Raw genomic sequence first — 16,646 nt, 5'->3', positions numbered from 1 at the left:
CGTGAATCTCCCGTTAAAGGTGAAAGGTGGATTAACCGAAAAACGGTTAAGCGTTTGGCGCCTGCCATAGGAAACCGGCCGTTTCCATGTCGCGGCGAAACTCGGCAATCAAAGCAGGCAGCCGAGCGGCAAGCGCTGCCTTCAGTGCTTCCGGTTCAACGCTCAATTCCGCGTCGCTTGCTTCCGGCCAAATGGCGGCACGCCGCGCCGCGTCCAGGTCGCGCGCCTTGCCTTCGCCCCATGCAGTCGCAACCGTGTCAAAATGGGGATTGCAGCGCTGCAAAGCGCCTAGGAATTCCAGCGCCTCACGCTCCGAGTCGAACGGGCAGCCATACCAGTCAACGCCATAGCCTCCGAAGGTGTATTTCGGCTTGAAATTGTAGGACTCGCCGCGCCTGGTTTCGTGCGCAACCGCGATAACTTCGAAGTCGAACCGGCCTTGACCATTGATTTCGGCCGCCGATTGCAGGAAGGCCAGAAACGGCTTTTTCAGCCTATGGGAAATCGGATTATCGCCGAAGCGCACAACGGTTTCCGTCGCCGAGACTTCGCCAGCAAGCTTTCCCCAATAGTCGCGATTGCCTGCCAAAAAGACGGCATTGGCCGCGTAATGCATCGGACCATCTGTCGACGTCAAATGCCAGCGGATGAGCGGCGCAAGCTCAGGAAAAGCCTTTGCAATTTCGTCGTGCAAGCAACCGCAAGCGACGATTCCGCGATCCTGCCTAACGCTAGGGTCTCGCACTTCGCCGGTAATGGCAAAGGTGTTATGGCCGTTGCGCGGGTTATCATCGAAGCGCAATTCTGCCCGGATGGTCGCGCCTTTGCCATATCCCGAGACCGGCCGCGCTTCCGTGGTGAAATGCTGATTAGCGAACGTGGCAGCATCGCCCCACAAAACGACGTTGTGAAAGCGGCCGTCAACGCCAAAGACCTGCCCGGCGAATTCGTTTCTAACAATGGTCGACATGGTTTGGATTCCCTGAGTTTGACGGTTTGGAAGGATGGAAGGCGCGGCCGACTAGGACTCGAGCCAGTGCCGCTTTGCGGCAATTGCGTTGCGCCGCGTGTCGCGACGGATTCGGCCTTCAGTGCGATTTGCGAAAGTGTCGCGGCGATAGGGCGATTCATATTTCATGGCATGACTCCTTTTGTTGATATGCACGTTAATCGTGAAAGTTAGAGTGTAGAACCGAAGGCAATCAAGCACGTCGCAACAACCATCGCTGCCGAGACATAGGCGAAAGCGATTGCAACGTTTAGCGCGGTTGTGGCGCGACGCTGGCGATTGCGGCGAAGGCTTGATTTGCGTGCCATTGGGTCTAACTCCGTTTCGTGACTTTCACATTAAACGTGAAATCACGTTGCGAGTCAACAGGGGAAAATGGTTTTGCCGGCGCCTTCATTAAAAGCCGATTTTAACCGCTTGTCGCCGCTATAGAAGCCGGGCAGCCATTCGCTGATATAGTCGCCGGCCTTTAGCTTTTTGCGCTCGGCTCGGGCTTCTGCGATCTCGGCAAGCAACGAGTCCACCTTGTCGCGGATCGCGCCGCAAATCGCCTGGAATGCCTCGCCTTTGCCTGCCGTGGCAGCGCGGCGCCGCTCGGCAAGCAATTCAAGCGCGGCTTTGCGATTGGCTGCAATGGTCTCGGCACGCTCGGCAAACTGACTGCCAGCCTGCCAAGCGGCTTTATATGCCCGTTCATCTTCGGCCGCGCTTTGCGCCATGGAATCGGCCGCTCGGGCAGCGTCGCGGGCAGCGTCCAAATCTTGCGCGCTTTCATTGTATCGATCGCCGCGCATATCTTCGGAATAGACTGCGCCGAAGTCGAGAGTCGGCAGCCCGTCGCAATCTCCCGCGCTGGCATAGCCTGCCACAAACCGCGCTTTGCCGTCGCGGCCTGGTAGCTGATAGACGACTCCATAAATCGTTTCCGATTGGTCATAGTCGCTATACCAGCCGCAGGAGTCGCGGTTGCTCCAAATCTTGCCGCGCGGTGTATCGGCTTCCACGTTGCCAACATGGCGCAAGCCGGCGCCGCTGAAATCCTGGACGAATGCAATGCACTCGGCACGTTTGGCATAGGAAGGGGACTCAGTGTCGCGCTTCTGCCATGTCACGGCCGCGTAATGGTCGCGCGGATATCGCCGGAACCGGCTTGCGGTTTTCGTGTCGCCGGCTGCAAGCGCCTCGGCATAGGCCGCAACGTCGCGACGGGCAGCCTTTAGCGCCTCATTCGCGGGATTGTGTCGGCGATATCCCTTGCGGGCAGGATAGACGTTTCCAACAGCTTCAAAGCGGTGGAAGCGATACGCGTTCAAAAGCAGGTCATTCATGATCTTGACTCCTTGAAATTGTGAAGGGGAAAGCGCGGCCGGCTTATTCGTCGTCAAGCGATTCCAGATACTCGGCACGCGTCGCAACCGACACATGAATCGCCGAATGTCGATTGTCGCGGCTGCCGTAGGGCGCCACGTGCGGATAAAGCGACGGCTTGCGCTTGTGAGCTTCTCGCCATGCGGCAGCCGCAAGGCTTGCAACGGCCGCTTTGCTGCAGCCAATGAATCCAGCGTCGCGAATGTCGCGCGCTTCCCATTCCAACGCGTTTTTCAGGTCGCGCCGCGTGTCGACTTTGATGCAATAGGCCGAGTCGGGCATGTAGCAACCGCGCAAGCCTTGCGAGACATGGAAATATTTGGACACGGTTCAAGCTCCAATTGGCGACGGATTGCGGGCAGCCTGGACGCGCGGCCGCATTTTGTTGCGAATGGTGAAAAGCGCTGCCTTGTGCCGCGTGTCGCGCGTCCTATTGAGGCAAGCCAGCGCCTGCCGCATGTAAACGTCGGCAGTGATAGGGAAACCGTTCTGCCATGCGTGGCGCGCCAGCGTGACAAGGGAAATGGCGTGTTTGTGATCCATCGTCGTGAATCTCCCGTTAAAAGTGAAAGGCGAAGCGCGGCGCATTTGCGTCGACACATTCGATTGACTGCCAGCCCTTCGGCACTTCGGCGCCTTGCCATGCCGCGCGGCAATCGTCGCCGCTTCCGGCAATGAATAGCTGCCCGTCATAGGTGACGACTCGAACTTCGAACCGTGGCGCCGTCTCGGGCAGGGCTGGAATGCGATACACAAGCGCAAAGGCGCTAATGCCCGTGGCGCAAGCGGTTGCAAGCAATTTGGCAAGCATTGGTGAATCTCCCGTTAAAGGTGAAAGTCTATTCAGGCGAAGAAATCGGCAGCTTTGGCAATCGCCCATGCGTCATTCCAAAGCTGCAAATCTGCCGTTTCTTCCGAGTCGCTCAGGAATGCCGGATCGCGGTTGAACGTCGCTTGAAAGGCGGCAAGCATGGTCATATTCGCGTCGACGTAGTCGTGCGAGTGGCATACGCCAGAGTCTTCCGGTTCGGCCTTGTTTGCGTCGCACATGGCGCGGAATTGGCGCGGGGATAGTTCGCCTTGAATCAGGCTGCCGAAGGCGCGCGCAAGCTTAATCTTTTCCTGAATTGTGGCCATGATCTCGACTCCTAGTGGGAAATGGCAAAGGCAATGCCTTGCCGCTGCAGTGAAGCTGTAAACGCGTCGCGCCGCTCAGTATCGGCAAGCGACCATTCGTCAAGCTGCCCGTCGCTTTCGCGCACAAACTGGACATTCAAGCCAGCGGCGCGGCGAGCGTAGAAAATGGAGTCCATCTTCGCCGCGATCATTTCGGGCAGCCCGTCGCGGCGCGGCTTGTATGAAGGATCGAATTGCATAGCGTGACTCCGTTTAGTGACTTTCACATTAAACGTGAAACTAGCTGCCGAGTCAAGCGGTCTATTCCAACCGTTCGAACCGATAGCCGGAAGCGTGGAAGTCGCTCGGGCTTGCCGTGGTGATATAGCGCTCATTCCAAGGCGCGGCGCCAGCTAGGGCAATGTCTACCGGCGCATTGTTGCGCTTGGCCATGCGTCCAGCTTTTGCCCGTGCCGCGCTATCGCTGCCGAGGCGCGGGAATGTGATCTCAGGCCGCGCGCGGGATTCCTTCCATGGCTGCCCGAGCCGGCTGCCGCGCTGCCTGGTAGCATTGCGCCATGTGCTCGGGCTTGCCAGCGGCCAGGCGCTGCCGTGGTCGAGGCGCTGCCGTGGTCGAGGCGCTGCCGTGGTCGAGGCTGCCGTGCTCGATGCTGCCAGGTCGAGGCGCTGCCCGAAACGGGATATCCCGCATCGCTTCTGCAGCCTTTGCCCCGTGGCAACTAGGCCGGCCGCGCCGGCATGGTGGCAGGTCCAAATGCGATAGGATCAATCGCCTTTTGTGCAACGGATTCAACGCGTTGACATGCTGCAGCGCTGCCCGATGCATGATGCATGGCAGGGGATAGGACACATTTGCATAATGAATTCAATTGGTTAGCACATTCGATAGGCGGCATGATCGATTGTGTCCGCGCTTCATCGACGACGAAAAGCGCAATGAAATCAATAGCATGGTGGCTTTGGGTCCTTCCTGGGTGGGTCGATCGGCTGCGGGAGGCGCTGAGCGCGATTCACGCGAAATGTGAAATTCAGCGCAGAGAAACGAGATCAAACGTGAGGATCACTCACAATCCCCCGGAAATATGAGGAATGCTCACGAAAACGGGGTAGCAGATGGGAATATTTCAATCTTAACGTGATTTCGGTTAAATTCGGCGCAGCAAAACCGCTTCTCAGTCATTCTCAGTCTCATTTTGACTAGGGTGAGCGAAAAAGCTCAATTAAATCAGTACTGTCTCACTCTCTCAGCCTTCTCACCCTAAAATAGATATAGTTTATAAGAAGGAGGATCTGAAGGAGAGGCATACGCCTAGCCGACTGGTCGTAAGGTGCCGCTGCAAACTATATGGGAATCCGCCTGAGAGCGTGAGAGGCTGAGAATGGCGGGGAGAAAGTGGAATACATTCCATTTCGCGGAAAAGCGCAGATGCGATGGAACCCATCATGCAACAGATTGCATTTGGCATGAAAAAACCCGCCGAAGCGGGTCAATTCAATCCTATTCGATGATCGATTATATCTCAGTTCCGGGTCGCACGTAGACGCGACACTTTCCGTATTTTTTGTTGATTTCTCGGGCTGTAACCGGACCCTCGGTGCGATGCCACCCGACGATCAGCATGGCCTTGCCGATCTTCATGGCTTCGGTGTGCGGGACCGAGCCGTCGCGGCGCAGCATCTCTTCCCAAATCTGCTGAACCGAGGTCTCGTTGCGGAAGGTCTTCGGGGCATTCGGGTCCAGATCGTCGAAGTCCTCGTCGGTGCCGACAGGCTGGTCAAGCCACGCCTCGATCTTGCCCGCCAGCATCTCTTCACTGCTCTCGACGCGGCGGCTCTCCTGCATGACGAGGGCCTGCTCGGCGGCCTGGTCGGTCAGGAACAGCGGCAGGGTGCCGTTGTACTGCTTCTCCATCTCGTGGAAGATGTGCAGCGCCTCGGCCCATACCTGCATAATTTCCCGGCGCAGCCGGGGATTGTCGATCTGCCCCACCAGCTTGCAGACGATCGGCCAGAAGCGCCGGCCACCGGTCTGGTCTCGCAGGTACTCGCGGTCATTGGTCGAGCCGATGAAGATGCACTGCCGAGGGAATTCCTTGGCTCGCTTCTCCCAGGCGAGACGCACCTTGTCGTGTGTGCGGCTGACGAAGGCTTTCAGGTCGTTGACTTCGGCGCGGGCCATGGAGGAAAGCTCGCCGATTTCCAAAATCCACGAGCCCTGCATCACTTCGACCATCTGCTTCGGGTCGCTGATGTCGCCGGTCAGTTCGTTATACCACTGCAACCCGAGGATTTCGATGAACGTGGATTTGCCCTTGCCCTGGGCGCCTTCAAGGATCGGCACGAAGTCGAACTTGTGGCCCGGCCGCATGACGCGCGCCACGGCGCCGACGAACGTCATCAACGAAGCCTGGCGGTTGTACTCGTTGTCGTCGCAGCCGAGGTAATCAATGAACAGGCTCTCAACGCGGGGCTTGCCATCCCATGTCTCGGAGGCGAGCAGCTTCTTGACGGGGTGGAAGGAGCGCTTCTGCGCGCTCATGTCGATTGCACCGCGCAGATCGCGGTCAGTGACCTTGATCCCGTAACCCTTCAACTGCGTCTTGGACTCAATGATGTGGCGAATCGCTGTGTCGTGGCTGTCGGTCCAGTTGTCGCCGTTCAGCGGGTCCTTGAGCTTCCAGATTTCGCCTTCCAGATTGACCGGATCGTGACTTGAGTCGCGCTTCTTTCGGGCCTGCTTCGGCTCTGCGATCAGCACGATTTCTTGCCTGAACTGATTGAACGCGGCGACCAGGCGCATCCGCTGGTCATTATTGACGATCAAGCCGACGTTGGGCAGGGTGCTCTTGATCTCGCCTTCCTCGTTGCGATGCAACTTGCTCAGCCAGTCAGGATCAACAGCGTCCTTTTTGTCCGCTTTCGCGGCGGACGTGGGACCGTCGCCGAGCAAATCGGAGAGATCGTTGCCGTCAGCCACGCCGAGCAAATCGGAGAGGTCGTTCTTCTCGATGACAGCGGGCAGGTTGTCGAAGCCGTCGTCATCGTCATCGTCGAAATCGAACTCGGCCTTGAGCTTGTTGGTCTGGCTGATCTGGATCAGCGTCGCCATGCGGACGGGGTTCTTGGAATCCTGACTGAACGAACGCCAGCGCAGAGCCGCGTTCTTGGCGTCAAACTTCTCCGATTGCTTCGCCCATTCGCACCAGCGTTCGAAGCCCTCGTTCGAGCCCCGGAACTGGTGATGCAAGGCCATGCCGACCTGCACATAGTCGTCATAGTGGGCGCCGGCCCCGTCGTTGGGAATGTGCTTGAGAATGTCGCTGATCTGCGCCGCGTCCAGGTCCATTGGCTCGGAGCGGGTGAGATCGAAAAGTTCGTCTTCCTCGTCGCCGGCCTCGACGACGGAGGTCTTCACGCCCCATTTCTCGATCGCCTCGGCGGGAATGATTGGGCCGATGCCAAAGCCGATCATGTCGAGATCGAGCGGGCGCTCCCATCGGTAGGGAAGCTTGGTGTCGGGATGGATCGAGGGCGGCAGCACGACCTGGACGCCCGTGCCGAACAGGTCGATCATCCAGTCGCGCTTGACGACGAACTTCTGCTGCCGATCGTCCCACAGCTTCTCGAAGCCATTCGACTGAGCCAGGGTCTTCTTGCGCAATGGCTGTTCGGCGACAAAATACAGGTGGCGGCTCTCGCCGCCCGAACCGCTGATGACCGATGGCAGCGTGCGCGCGCCGGGCCAAAGCGCCTCGACTGCGGCCCACGCCTCGGCGGCGAGTTCGGGCTTTCGGATGTCGAGATCGAAAACATGAAGGTAGCCAGCCTCGGTCTTCGACGGCTCACCGAGCCGGATGCCGATGTTGGCGTTGTCGCGGTAGCTCGCGCGAAGCGACGCCTCCGTTTGCACGGCTGCGGCTGACCAATCTCTCGCGATTGGCCGTTTTTCGAACGGCACCAACCAATGCAGCGCCGCGCCGGCCTCGATTAGCGGACGGACGGAATCAAGCACGCTGTCGAGCGTGGGAGCACTTGCCATGTTACGCCTTCCCCTGCGGGAATCAGAGGTCGTCGCCGAGATCGAAGAAGGGGATCAGATCGTCCTTCTTCAACTTGCCCTTTTTCTTGCGTTCCTCGGTCTCGGCAGAGACCTTGAGCAGCGACCGGATGGCATTCTTGGAAAGTCTCTGCTCATTCAGCCACCGGTAGATGGTGAAACGGGCGTTCCCCGTGGCCTTGGCCAGCGCGAGCGTGTCGATGCGGCCAAACTTGATGCAGGCCGATGGCAGCTTGTCGAGCAGGAGTTTGTTCAAAGCGCCATCGTAGAATTTGAAGTTGTCGTCTTTGCGCGGGCGGCCGGTATAGGCTGGCTTCGGTTCCGCCGACTGTGAATTCGGTTCCATCACGTCCCCTTGGTTGGATTTGAGGCGACCTTAACGCCGCTGTTCCGCAAAATCAAGTTAAACGTGAAATTATTGCACATGGGGCTTGAAACGTGACTTTAAACGTGATTTAACGACCATGCATTCACGTTAATCGTGATTTTCAACCCATCCACCAGGAGACACTATGAGCCTCGAAGCTGTAATCGCCGAACACACGGCCGCACTGAAAGAAAGCACCGCCGCCACCAACGCTCTTCTCGCTGCCACCAAGGACTTGCTGTCCCTGCGCACCGATGCCGTCGAGAAGGTGACAGCCGCAGTCGCCGCCACCGGCAAGGGCAAGGACAAGGCGAAGGACGACGCCGGCAAGAAGGACGAAACGAAGGGCGAGGATGCCGGCAAGGGTCAGATTTCGACCGATCCCGAGAACCGCACCAACCCCTATGAGGGCATCAAGGACCTGATCGCCGGCTACATCACCGGCACCGATCGCCCCGAGGAACGCGAGGCGCGCAAGGAGAAGATGCGCAACCTGCTGAACCACGAGAAGATCAAGAAGCCGGATGTCGAGAAGGCATCGGCAGCCGACCACATCATGGAATCGGCGATCCCGCTGTTCAAGGACCAGGTGGCGAAGCTCATCGCCAAGGGCGACATCACCGAGGCGCCGAAGAAGTCCAACGACGACCTCGACCTCTGATCCGAATTCGCCTGTCGCAGTCCTCCCGGCAGCACGCCGGGAGGCGCTTCGGTGGCGAGCGGGCTCCGAGAATTGTCCTCCCAAGCTCTCGGATGCGGGCTGTTTCCCTGCGGCCTCCCGCTCGCTTCTCAAGCGCCTCGAAAACAAGGAGACAGCAGTGAACTTTTTCGGCAAATCCCTATTCGGCCAGACGGTCTTCGCCAAGATCATGAACCGCGAGATCGGTCAGACACTCGGCAACCCGCTCGGCGAAGGCAGCGGCGCTTTCTTGGCGCGAAAGTCGGCACTCGCGATCATGCGCGGCGGCCGTGGCTTCCGCACCCCTGCCAAAGAGCCGGAAGTGCATCGCACGCTCGGCACGACGCGCGGCCAGCGCAAGCGCATGGTGCGTGCCGCCTCCGCCGCTGCTGAGACCGACCGTCAGAAGCGTGTTTGCGCCAAAATGGCCGAGCGCTCGGGCATTCCTTTCGAGCAGTTGAAGTATCAGTTCGGCTCGCTCTGATGTCGCCCGACATCTTCCCCGCATACCGGCACCTAGTCGTGCTCGGCGAGAAGCGTTTCCCGGCGAGGATCGTCGATGAAACGCCCTTCGTCTACTGCACCCCGGTCGGGGCCTTCGACAAGTCAACGCGTCGCAAGTGGGGCGATCGGTCGGTCTCCTTCGAGGGGCCGTTCACCGCCGAGGGCGACATGGAGAACAGGCCATGATCACGTTCGACGAGATCAGGAAGCAGGGCAGCGGCATCCGCGTCCACGGCAACGGCTTCATCCAGATCGACCTGCCCGATAACAAGCGGGTCAACGTGTGGGGCCACCATGCGATCCCGCGCCAGAGCCAGGCGACGCAACTGCACGACCACCGGTTCGATTTCTACAGCTTCGTGCTGCGCGGCGTGATGGTCAACGCGACCTACCAGGCTTATCCTGCACGAGCTTTGCCGGTCACGCATGACGTTTACACGCCGCAAGTTCGTGAGGGCGAGGACACTGTTCTTGTCCCGCTCGGCGATCCGGTCAGGCTCACGCCCTATCATGCGCAGGTCGTGCCGGCCGGGGAAAGTTACCGGCTGCCGGCCGGCAGGGTCCACGAGACCTTCGTCAACCAGCCCACCGCGACGCTGATGCTCAAGGGCGACGTGCGGCCGATCCCCGTTCGCGTCTTCTGCCCGATCGGCAAGAAGCCCGACAACGGCTTCGTGCGTCATGCCGTGATGAGCGACGCGGACCTGTGGGCCATTGTGAGGGACGTGTTCGCATAATGGAAATCTCCCGTCACATCGCCTTCGACGAACTCACGCCAGGAACAATCGCTTGGCTCGGCGGCGCTCCGACTGACCGCCGCATCCAAGCCGAATTTGGAACGGCACATGCCTTCTATGTCATCAACGGCGCGTGGCGAGGTGTTCTCCACGAGGGCGAGGAAGGCTGTCTCCATATCATCGACGAACGGGGTGTTCGGCATGAACCCATATACATCGTTGATGTAGAGGCGCGGCCACGTTCAATCCCTGAACCGATGGGCGAGATTCCTTTCTGATGGGTTCGCACGCGCGTCTCTCCCCTTCCGGCTGCGATCGCTGGTCAACATGCACAGCATCCGTGGGGCTGCTCGACAAGCTGCATGTTGACGGCGCAATCGGCGATCGAGACGCGTCTGATTGGTCTGCCGAGGGCACCGTTGCGCACGAAGTCCGCGAGATGTGTCTGGTCTTCGGGCTGGATGCGCGGCACTTCGTCGGCGCCACGATCAGCGCAGACGGTTTCACCTACGTCGTCGATGATACGATGGCCGATCATCTGCAGACCGGCATTGATTGGGTCCGCGAGCACACTGGCGCGCCGCATGTCGAAATCCAGGTGGACCTGTCGCCATGGCTGCCGGATCAGTTCGGTACCTGCGACACGGGCTGGCTGTCAAGCACCGCGCTCAGTTCCGGCGTCGTGCTCTACATCTCCGATTTGAAGTTTGGGGCCGGCGTTCCTGTTGACGCGAAAGGCAACAAGCAGTTGCGCCTTTACGCCCTCGGCATGTGGCACTTCCTCGGTCGCCCGCACGTCGAGAAGATCGTGATCAACATCGATCAGCCGCGCGCGGGCGGCATGAAGTATTGGGAAATCACGCTCGACGAACTGCTCGCGTTCGGCGAGGAAATGAAGGCCGTCTACGCGAAGATTGAATCCGGCGATGTCGAGTTCAAGCCGAGCGAGAAAGCTTGCAAGTGGTGCGAAGTTCGCAAGGCACCTGGCGGCTGTCCACCGCGTGACCGCTGGCTGATGGAGATGGCGGCGGACGCCTATCCAGAACTGCCCAACACCATCATTCCCGGCTACGAGCGGCAGAACCTGGTCGGCGAGCGCCGCTGGCTGGTGGTCAAGCACGCTCCCGACATTCGTGCCAGACTGGCCGAATTGCATGACGAGTCGCTGCGCGCCGCGCTGGATGGAAAGCCCGATCCGGGCTCGAAGGCAGTCGACGGCGACCTTGGCGATCGTCGCATCAAGGATGTCAAAAAGGGTGAGTTACTGCTGACCGCCGCACTCGGCGACAAGGCATACAAGCCCCGAGAACTCATCGGCATCGGCGAGATCGAAAAGCTCGTCAAGCCGGGTAGAAAAAGGGCAGGTCATCCCAAGACGTGGGAGGCCCTGCAAACCCTTCTGGTTCGTCCACCGGGAAAGCCAAAGCTGGTGCCAGAAGATCATCCGAAGCCTGCACTTGTGCAGTGGGACGATGATTTTGACGACCTCGATACCGCCGAAACCTGAGAAACCTAGCAACCGAGATACCAAGGAACTGAGACCATGGGAAAAGTAAACGAGAAAGACAAAACCGGCCGAACCGTCACCTTGACGAACGTCCGCATCTCCTTCGCAGACTCGCTGCATACAGCGTCGCTGCCGAAGAAGAACAAGGACCCGAATGCAAAGCCGAAGCACGGCGCCAATTTCATTCTCGAAAAGGGCACGCCGGACTACGACAGCAACAAGGCCGCCTGCATCTCCGCGATGAAGGCTGCGGGACGCGAGTTCAAGAAGCCAGAGGACTGGTGGAAGCAGTTGTGGGATGACAAGCCCGATAACCTTTCCTTCAAGAAGGGCGATCGGTTCAAGACGGATGCCGGCGAAATCTACAAGGGTTACGAAGGCAACATTGTCGTCAGTGCGAAGGGGCCGAGTGGTGGCCTCAAGCGCCCGCAGATTCGCGATCGCAACAAGCGCGTCATCGAAGTCAGCGAAATCCCCGAAGTCGTCTACAATGGAACCTACGGCGACGTGATCGTGTCGTGGTACGGCACCGAGAACGGCGGCACGCCGCGCATTACCTGCTCGGTCGAAGCAATTCGCTCGCGCCAGGTCGGCGATCGTCTCGGCGGCGGCGGCATCTACGTGGATGACGACGATTTCGACACGCTGGAAGCCGACGACAGCTTCGACGAAGGCCCTTCGACCTCGGGCACATCGAGCAAGCCGAAGTCGGACGATTTCGATCTGGATATCTGATCCGGCAATTGGGTGCGGTTTCGGCCGCACCCATTTTCACTTTTTACGGGAAAATCACGCAAAATGGTTGAAATTTACTATCGGTATGTGGACCCGTGGACGGCAGGCGAGGTTCCATTTCTGCAGGAACTGCCCGTGGCTCGACATACCGCGAAATGCGTCGTTCTGGACGAATATGGAGTCGATCGGTTCGTCCTGAAAAATCCAGAGGGCAGGCGATACGCATATCCTACCAAGGAGCTTGCGTTGATGTCCTACATCATCCGCAAACAGCGGCAGATGCAGCACGCCGCGAACTCCCACGATATAGCCAGGGCAAACCTGGAAGTCGCCCAAAAGATCGAGCGCGGCGAAGCCATGCCCGCGAAGGGCACACTTTCGTTCGACGGGCTCTGAGGGTCCGCCTTGAGCACAATCTTTACCGACATCGAGTGCTTCCACGACTATTTCTACATCGGCTTCAAGCGCGAGGAAGACGGGAAGCGCGTTGGCGTCGAGTTCAGCCGGCGCCAGCCGAACTATGACCGGGCCTATGTCCGCAGCGTGCTCCTGCGTAACACGACGGTCGGCTTCAACAGCCTCTCCTACGATTTGCCGATGCTCTGGTATTCGCTCGACGAGAGCGTGACCAACGAGAAATTGAAGGCGGCGTCGGATCGCATCATCAAGGGCAGGGTACCCTGGTGGGAGGTTGAAGACCTGCTCGGCATCCGCATTCCGTTCGACCTGAAGCAGAAGCATATCGACCTGATCGAGCCGCAGCCGAACGCCATTGCCAGCCTCAAGACGCTCAATGGCCGGATGCAGGGCAAGCAGTTGCAGGATTTGCCGTTCGACCCCGATCTACGGCCGACATCCGAGCAGATGGACATCATCGGCAACTACTGCCTGCATTCCGATCTCGACGCCACGCACAACCTCTGGAACGCGCTCGCGGAACCACTGGAACTGCGCCGGGCGCTCGGGCCGCTGTACGGCAAGAACTTCATGTCCAAGTCGGACGCGCAGATCGGCGAAATGATCGTCAAGACGCGCGTCGAGCAGTTGAGCGGCAGCCGGCCGGAAAAGGCTTCGATCAAGGCCGGCACGACGTTCCGCTACCCCATCCCCGAATTCATGAAGTTCGAGACGCCCGAGTTGCAGTCGGTCCTCGATCGGCTCCGCGACACGGACTTCACCATCACCGACGAGGGCAAGGTGGACATGCCGAAGTGGCTGGCGGAAACGTCCGTCACCATCGGCGACACGACCTACACGATGGGCATTGGCGGGCTGCATTCGACGGAAGCCAATCGCGCCCTGCAAACCAACGACACGCATGTGCTCGTCGATGCCGACGTGGCGTCGCAGTATCCCGCCATCATCCTGTTGCTCGGCCTCTACCCGAAGGCCCTCGGGCCGCATTTCCTGGAAGTCTATCGCGAGATCAAGGCCGAGCGCCTGAAAGCGAAAAAGCGCTCCAAGGAAATCAAGGACGAACTGAAAAAGGTCAATGACCCTGACCGCAAAAAGGCGCTCGAAGCCGAACTCGAAAGCTGCAAGGTCAAGGACAAGGGCTTCAAGATCGCGCTCAACGGTGTGTATGGAAAGCTCGGCAGCCGGCACAGCATCCTCTACGCGCCGCACCTGCTGATCTCGGTGACGCTGACCGGTCAGTTGACGCTGCTGATGCTGATCGAGCGCGCCGAGCGCGCCGGCATCAAGGTTGTCAGCGGCAACACCGATGGCGTGATGTTCTATTGCCCGCGCGAGCACTTCGCCGGGCTCGACGGCGACCGTCTCAAGCCATCCCTGCTCGCCGACATCTGCGAGCAGTGGGAGCGCGACACCACGCTCGATCTCGAATTCGGCCAGTACCAGGCGATCTACAACCAGTCGGTCAATTCCTACTTCGCCATCAAGCAGGACGGCGGGCACAAGCGCAAAGGGCCGCTCGGCAACCCGTGGAGCGAGCACCCCGACGATTTCGATCCGGTGCGCGGCCAGTTGATGAAGAACCCGCAGACGACGATCTGCTCGGACGCGGCGCTGGCGAAAATCAAGAACGGCACGCCAGTCGAGGAAACCATCCGAAACTGCCGCGACATCCGGCAGTTCGTCACGGTCATCAAGGCAACCGGTGGCGCGACCTGGCGCGGCGAGTATTTGGGCAAGACCGTTCGGTTTTACTATGGGCTCGACGGCGAGCCGATCTTCAAGGCCAAGCCGCACGAGACAACGGGCAACTTCGCCAAGGTGCCGAAGTCGGACGGCGCCATTGAGTGCATGAGGCTGCCCGACGAGTTTCCGGCCGACATCGACTATGACCGCTACATCGCCGAGGCCGAGGAAATGCTTTCCGATCTCGGCTTCTACGGACCCAAGGTCGAGCCGCGCAAGCCGATCCGTCTGACGAAGGCGAACCGTTTCATTTTCTACGCACTTTGGAGCCTAGCAGCATGAGCAGTGCCCGCAAGTACTGGACGACAGAACAGCTTGAACAAGACGCCGCGTATTGGGCTCGTGAGGAAGCGTTCGCCGACAGAATGATAGCCCTGACGTGGGAACGATCCGGCTACCAGTCGCCGCGCTGGTCGCTCCATAAGAACAAGGCGCTCATGAACAGGCAAGCCTCCGAAAGCTTCCTTGCTCAGCGCCAGGCGCTGCCGGCGTGAGGGTGCTCGACGATTTCGACTTCACCGAGCGTCGCGTCGAGCAAAATGAAGAACTCGACGTGGTGGCGTGGGCCGAGAACAACGGTTGGGTGGTGCGAAAGCTCCAGTGGATCGGTCGCCGCAGCGCGCCGGATCGCCTGTTTGCCGGCTATGGCCAACTGTTCCTGATCGAGATGAAGCGGAAGGGCAAAACGCCCTCGCGCGACGGCAAGCTATCGGAAGGCCAGAAGGAAGAATTCAAGCGCTTCGCGGCCGTGGGCGTGACGGTGCATGTGTTCTATACCGGCGAGGACGCTATTGCCTTCCTCAAGAGCAAGATGTCGGACCTGCTCGTATGAACGCACCCGTCCGTCAGCGCTCCGATCTGCGCAACGCACAGCGGATCATTTCGAGCATCGTCAAGGGCGATCCGGCGAAGCTCATCATCAGCGGCATGGGCAGCGGCAAGACCGGCGCCACTCTCGATGGGCTCTACGATCTGCTCAGCCGCTTCGAGGTTCAGCACGTCCTCGTGATCGCTCCCCGCTTCGTCGCGGCGAACACCTGGCCAGATGAGATCAACACCTGGCGACACACCCGCGCGCTCTCCTATGCCGTCGCCGTGGGCGAGCCCGAGGAACGGCTGGCGGCGATAAAGCGCCGGGCCGAGATCACCACGATCAACTTCGAGAACCTGCCCTGGCTCGCTCAGACGATACGCACGGTCGACAACTGGTATTGGGACACCGTGGTTATCGACGAGTCGTCCCGCATGAAAAGCGGCGAGGGACGCACCAAGCCGGCGAAGGTCAAGACCGTCACCGCCGAGGGCAAGATCGTCCACAAGGTCCGCAAGGGCGGCAATCAGACCCGGTTCGGGATCATGACGACCGCACGGCGCAAAATCAGCCGCGTGATCGAGTTGACGGGAACCCCGGCGCCGAAGGGGCTGATCGATCTTTGGGCACAGGCATATCTGCTCGATCAGGGGCAGCGGCTTGGCCGAGACAAGTCCGAGTTCGAGCGGCGCTGGTTTGACAAGGATGAATACACCCACACGGTCGAACCGAAGCCTGGTGCCGAGGCGGACATTCTCGAACGGCTGCAGGACCTGCTCGTCACAATTCCGCAGGAAAAAGTCTGCGAAGATGCGCAATTCGTTCCGATGAAAGTGCGGCTGCCGGAACGGGCAATGCACGACTACCGGGAATTCGAGCGGACACTTTTGTGTGAACCATACGACGTGGAGGCGGTCTCGAACGGGGTGCTCGCGAATAAGTTACTGCAGTTCGCCAACGGCCATATGTACAAGGAAGATCGCTCAGTGGTGCATATCCACGACGCGAAGATGGAAGCGCTTGACGAACTGATCGAGACCGCTCAAGGGGAAAACCTACTCGTCTTCTACGGCTTCAAGTTCGACAAGGACGCCATTAGAAAACGTTATCCTCACGCCGTGGTCGCAAACGAGAGCAAGGATTTCGTAAGCGACTGGAATAAAAACAAAATTAGACTTGGCCTTGCGCATCCCGCATCCATTGGCCATGGCACAAATTTGCAGTATGGAGGGCACTTGGCCGCCTGGTACGGGCTGACTTTCTCATTGGAGCTTTGGATGCAGGCTAACATGCGATTGCCACGGCCGGGACAACGTGAGCAAGTGCTAATTTATCCAATCATCGCCGAGGGGACCTACGACGAACGGGCCTTAACCATCCTCAACGACAGAGATGCCACTCAAGATCGCATCATTCGAAATTTCACGCTTCGCACTTGACTTTCACTTATAATGTGCACATTTCCACGTTGTAGATTCGGCGGAAAGGATACTGATTGCGGTTCGGGGACATTTTGATAAGGAGACACAATTGAAAGATATAGCTCATCCTGATTTTGGTCGCCGCTTGGAGCAG

Annotated in this window: 21 protein-coding genes; 12 read left to right on the top strand and 9 right to left on the bottom strand. The window is 59.2% G+C overall.

The window, feature by feature from the left end:
• Nucleotides 1-46 precede the first annotated feature (46 nt).
• The 9 genes from EN804_RS05920 to EN804_RS05880 all read right to left on the bottom strand — a co-directional run bounded on the left by EN804_RS05920 (nucleotide 47) and on the right by EN804_RS05880 (nucleotide 7,917).
• Nucleotides 47-970: a hypothetical protein gene (locus EN804_RS05920; RefSeq protein WP_135918861.1), complete on the bottom strand. Its 924-nt coding sequence runs from the start codon at nucleotides 968-970 to the stop codon at nucleotides 47-49.
• Between the two features lie 401 nt (nucleotides 971-1,371).
• Nucleotides 1,372-2,337 carry a hypothetical protein gene (locus tag EN804_RS05915; protein WP_135918860.1) on the bottom strand — a complete coding sequence of 322 codons (966 nt, stop codon included), beginning with the start codon at nucleotides 2,335-2,337 and terminating at the stop codon, nucleotides 1,372-1,374.
• Nucleotides 2,338-2,380: 43 nt separating this feature from the next.
• Complete coding sequence (locus EN804_RS05910; protein WP_135918859.1) at nucleotides 2,381-2,704, bottom strand: hypothetical protein; 324 nt, start codon at nucleotides 2,702-2,704, stop codon at nucleotides 2,381-2,383.
• A gap of 3 nt (nucleotides 2,705-2,707) precedes the next feature.
• Nucleotides 2,708-3,070, bottom strand: coding sequence for a hypothetical protein (locus EN804_RS05905; RefSeq protein WP_135918858.1), 363 nt, complete (start codon nucleotides 3,068-3,070; stop codon nucleotides 2,708-2,710).
• A gap of 150 nt (nucleotides 3,071-3,220) precedes the next feature.
• Nucleotides 3,221-3,514 (bottom strand): hypothetical protein, encoded by a 294-nt coding sequence (locus EN804_RS05900; protein ID WP_135918857.1) that lies wholly within the window; start codon nucleotides 3,512-3,514, stop codon nucleotides 3,221-3,223.
• A gap of 11 nt (nucleotides 3,515-3,525) precedes the next feature.
• On the bottom strand, nucleotides 3,526-3,753 hold the full coding sequence (locus EN804_RS05895; protein WP_135918856.1) for a hypothetical protein: 228 nt from the start codon (nucleotides 3,751-3,753) through the stop codon (nucleotides 3,526-3,528).
• A 61-nt stretch (nucleotides 3,754-3,814) separates the two neighbouring features.
• Nucleotides 3,815-3,946, bottom strand: coding sequence for a hypothetical protein (locus EN804_RS38605; protein WP_281404924.1), 132 nt, complete (start codon nucleotides 3,944-3,946; stop codon nucleotides 3,815-3,817).
• Nucleotides 3,947-5,027: 1,081 nt separating this feature from the next.
• Nucleotides 5,028-7,553, bottom strand: coding sequence for a VapE domain-containing protein (locus EN804_RS05885; RefSeq protein ID WP_135918854.1), 2,526 nt, complete (start codon nucleotides 7,551-7,553; stop codon nucleotides 5,028-5,030).
• A 22-nt stretch (nucleotides 7,554-7,575) separates the two neighbouring features.
• Nucleotides 7,576-7,917 (bottom strand): hypothetical protein, encoded by a 342-nt coding sequence (locus tag EN804_RS05880; RefSeq protein ID WP_135918853.1) that lies wholly within the window; start codon nucleotides 7,915-7,917, stop codon nucleotides 7,576-7,578.
• A gap of 166 nt (nucleotides 7,918-8,083) precedes the next feature.
• Between EN804_RS05880 and EN804_RS05875 the strand changes: the two genes are divergently transcribed.
• The 12 genes from EN804_RS05875 (at nucleotide 8,084) to EN804_RS05825 (ending at nucleotide 16,510) form a co-directional block, all read left to right on the top strand.
• On the top strand, nucleotides 8,084-8,599 hold the full coding sequence (locus EN804_RS05875) for a hypothetical protein (RefSeq protein WP_135918852.1): 516 nt from the start codon (nucleotides 8,084-8,086) through the stop codon (nucleotides 8,597-8,599).
• A 157-nt stretch (nucleotides 8,600-8,756) separates the two neighbouring features.
• On the top strand, nucleotides 8,757-9,101 hold the full coding sequence (locus EN804_RS05870; protein WP_135918851.1) for a hypothetical protein: 345 nt from the start codon (nucleotides 8,757-8,759) through the stop codon (nucleotides 9,099-9,101).
• The gene (locus EN804_RS05865) at nucleotides 9,101-9,307 is read left to right on the top strand and encodes a hypothetical protein (RefSeq protein ID WP_135918850.1); all 207 of its coding nucleotides are present in this window, start codon (nucleotides 9,101-9,103) and stop codon (nucleotides 9,305-9,307) included. The genes EN804_RS05870 and EN804_RS05865 overlap by 1 nt, the downstream gene beginning before the upstream one ends.
• Entirely contained in the window at nucleotides 9,304-9,858 is a 555-nt protein-coding gene (locus EN804_RS05860) for a hypothetical protein (protein WP_135918849.1), read from the top strand. The genes EN804_RS05865 and EN804_RS05860 overlap by 4 nt, the downstream gene beginning before the upstream one ends.
• Nucleotides 9,858-10,136: a hypothetical protein gene (locus EN804_RS05855; RefSeq protein WP_135918848.1), complete on the top strand. Its 279-nt coding sequence runs from the start codon at nucleotides 9,858-9,860 to the stop codon at nucleotides 10,134-10,136. Before EN804_RS05860 ends, EN804_RS05855 begins: the two co-directional genes overlap by 1 nt.
• On the top strand, nucleotides 10,136-11,365 hold the full coding sequence (locus EN804_RS05850; RefSeq protein ID WP_135918847.1) for a DUF2800 domain-containing protein: 1,230 nt from the start codon (nucleotides 10,136-10,138) through the stop codon (nucleotides 11,363-11,365). Before EN804_RS05855 ends, EN804_RS05850 begins: the two co-directional genes overlap by 1 nt.
• A 36-nt stretch (nucleotides 11,366-11,401) precedes the next feature.
• Entirely contained in the window at nucleotides 11,402-12,100 is a 699-nt protein-coding gene (locus EN804_RS05845) for an ssDNA-binding protein (RefSeq protein WP_135918846.1), read from the top strand.
• A gap of 63 nt (nucleotides 12,101-12,163) precedes the next feature.
• The gene (locus tag EN804_RS37030) at nucleotides 12,164-12,496 is read left to right on the top strand and encodes a hypothetical protein (protein WP_145972886.1); all 333 of its coding nucleotides are present in this window, start codon (nucleotides 12,164-12,166) and stop codon (nucleotides 12,494-12,496) included.
• A 9-nt stretch (nucleotides 12,497-12,505) separates the two neighbouring features.
• Nucleotides 12,506-14,542, top strand: a complete 2,037-nt coding sequence (locus EN804_RS05840) for a DNA polymerase domain-containing protein (protein ID WP_135918845.1) — start codon at nucleotides 12,506-12,508, stop codon at nucleotides 14,540-14,542.
• On the top strand, nucleotides 14,539-14,754 hold the full coding sequence (locus EN804_RS05835) for a hypothetical protein (RefSeq protein WP_135918844.1): 216 nt from the start codon (nucleotides 14,539-14,541) through the stop codon (nucleotides 14,752-14,754). Before EN804_RS05840 ends, EN804_RS05835 begins: the two co-directional genes overlap by 4 nt.
• A 2-nt stretch (nucleotides 14,755-14,756) precedes the next feature.
• A complete protein-coding gene (locus EN804_RS05830; protein ID WP_135918843.1) occupies nucleotides 14,757-15,092 on the top strand; it encodes a hypothetical protein in 336 nt (111 codons plus the stop codon).
• A complete protein-coding gene (locus tag EN804_RS05825; RefSeq protein WP_135918842.1) occupies nucleotides 15,089-16,510 on the top strand; it encodes an SNF2-related protein in 1,422 nt (473 codons plus the stop codon). Before EN804_RS05830 ends, EN804_RS05825 begins: the two co-directional genes overlap by 4 nt.
• The last annotated feature ends 136 nt before the right edge of the window (nucleotides 16,511-16,646 follow it).

Source organism: Mesorhizobium sp. M8A.F.Ca.ET.161.01.1.1, assembly GCF_004792105.1.
Lineage (GTDB): Bacteria > Pseudomonadota > Alphaproteobacteria > Rhizobiales > Rhizobiaceae > Mesorhizobium.
The sequence above is the reverse complement of the archived record's forward strand: the minus strand, read 5'-3'. Positions and strand labels throughout refer to the sequence as shown.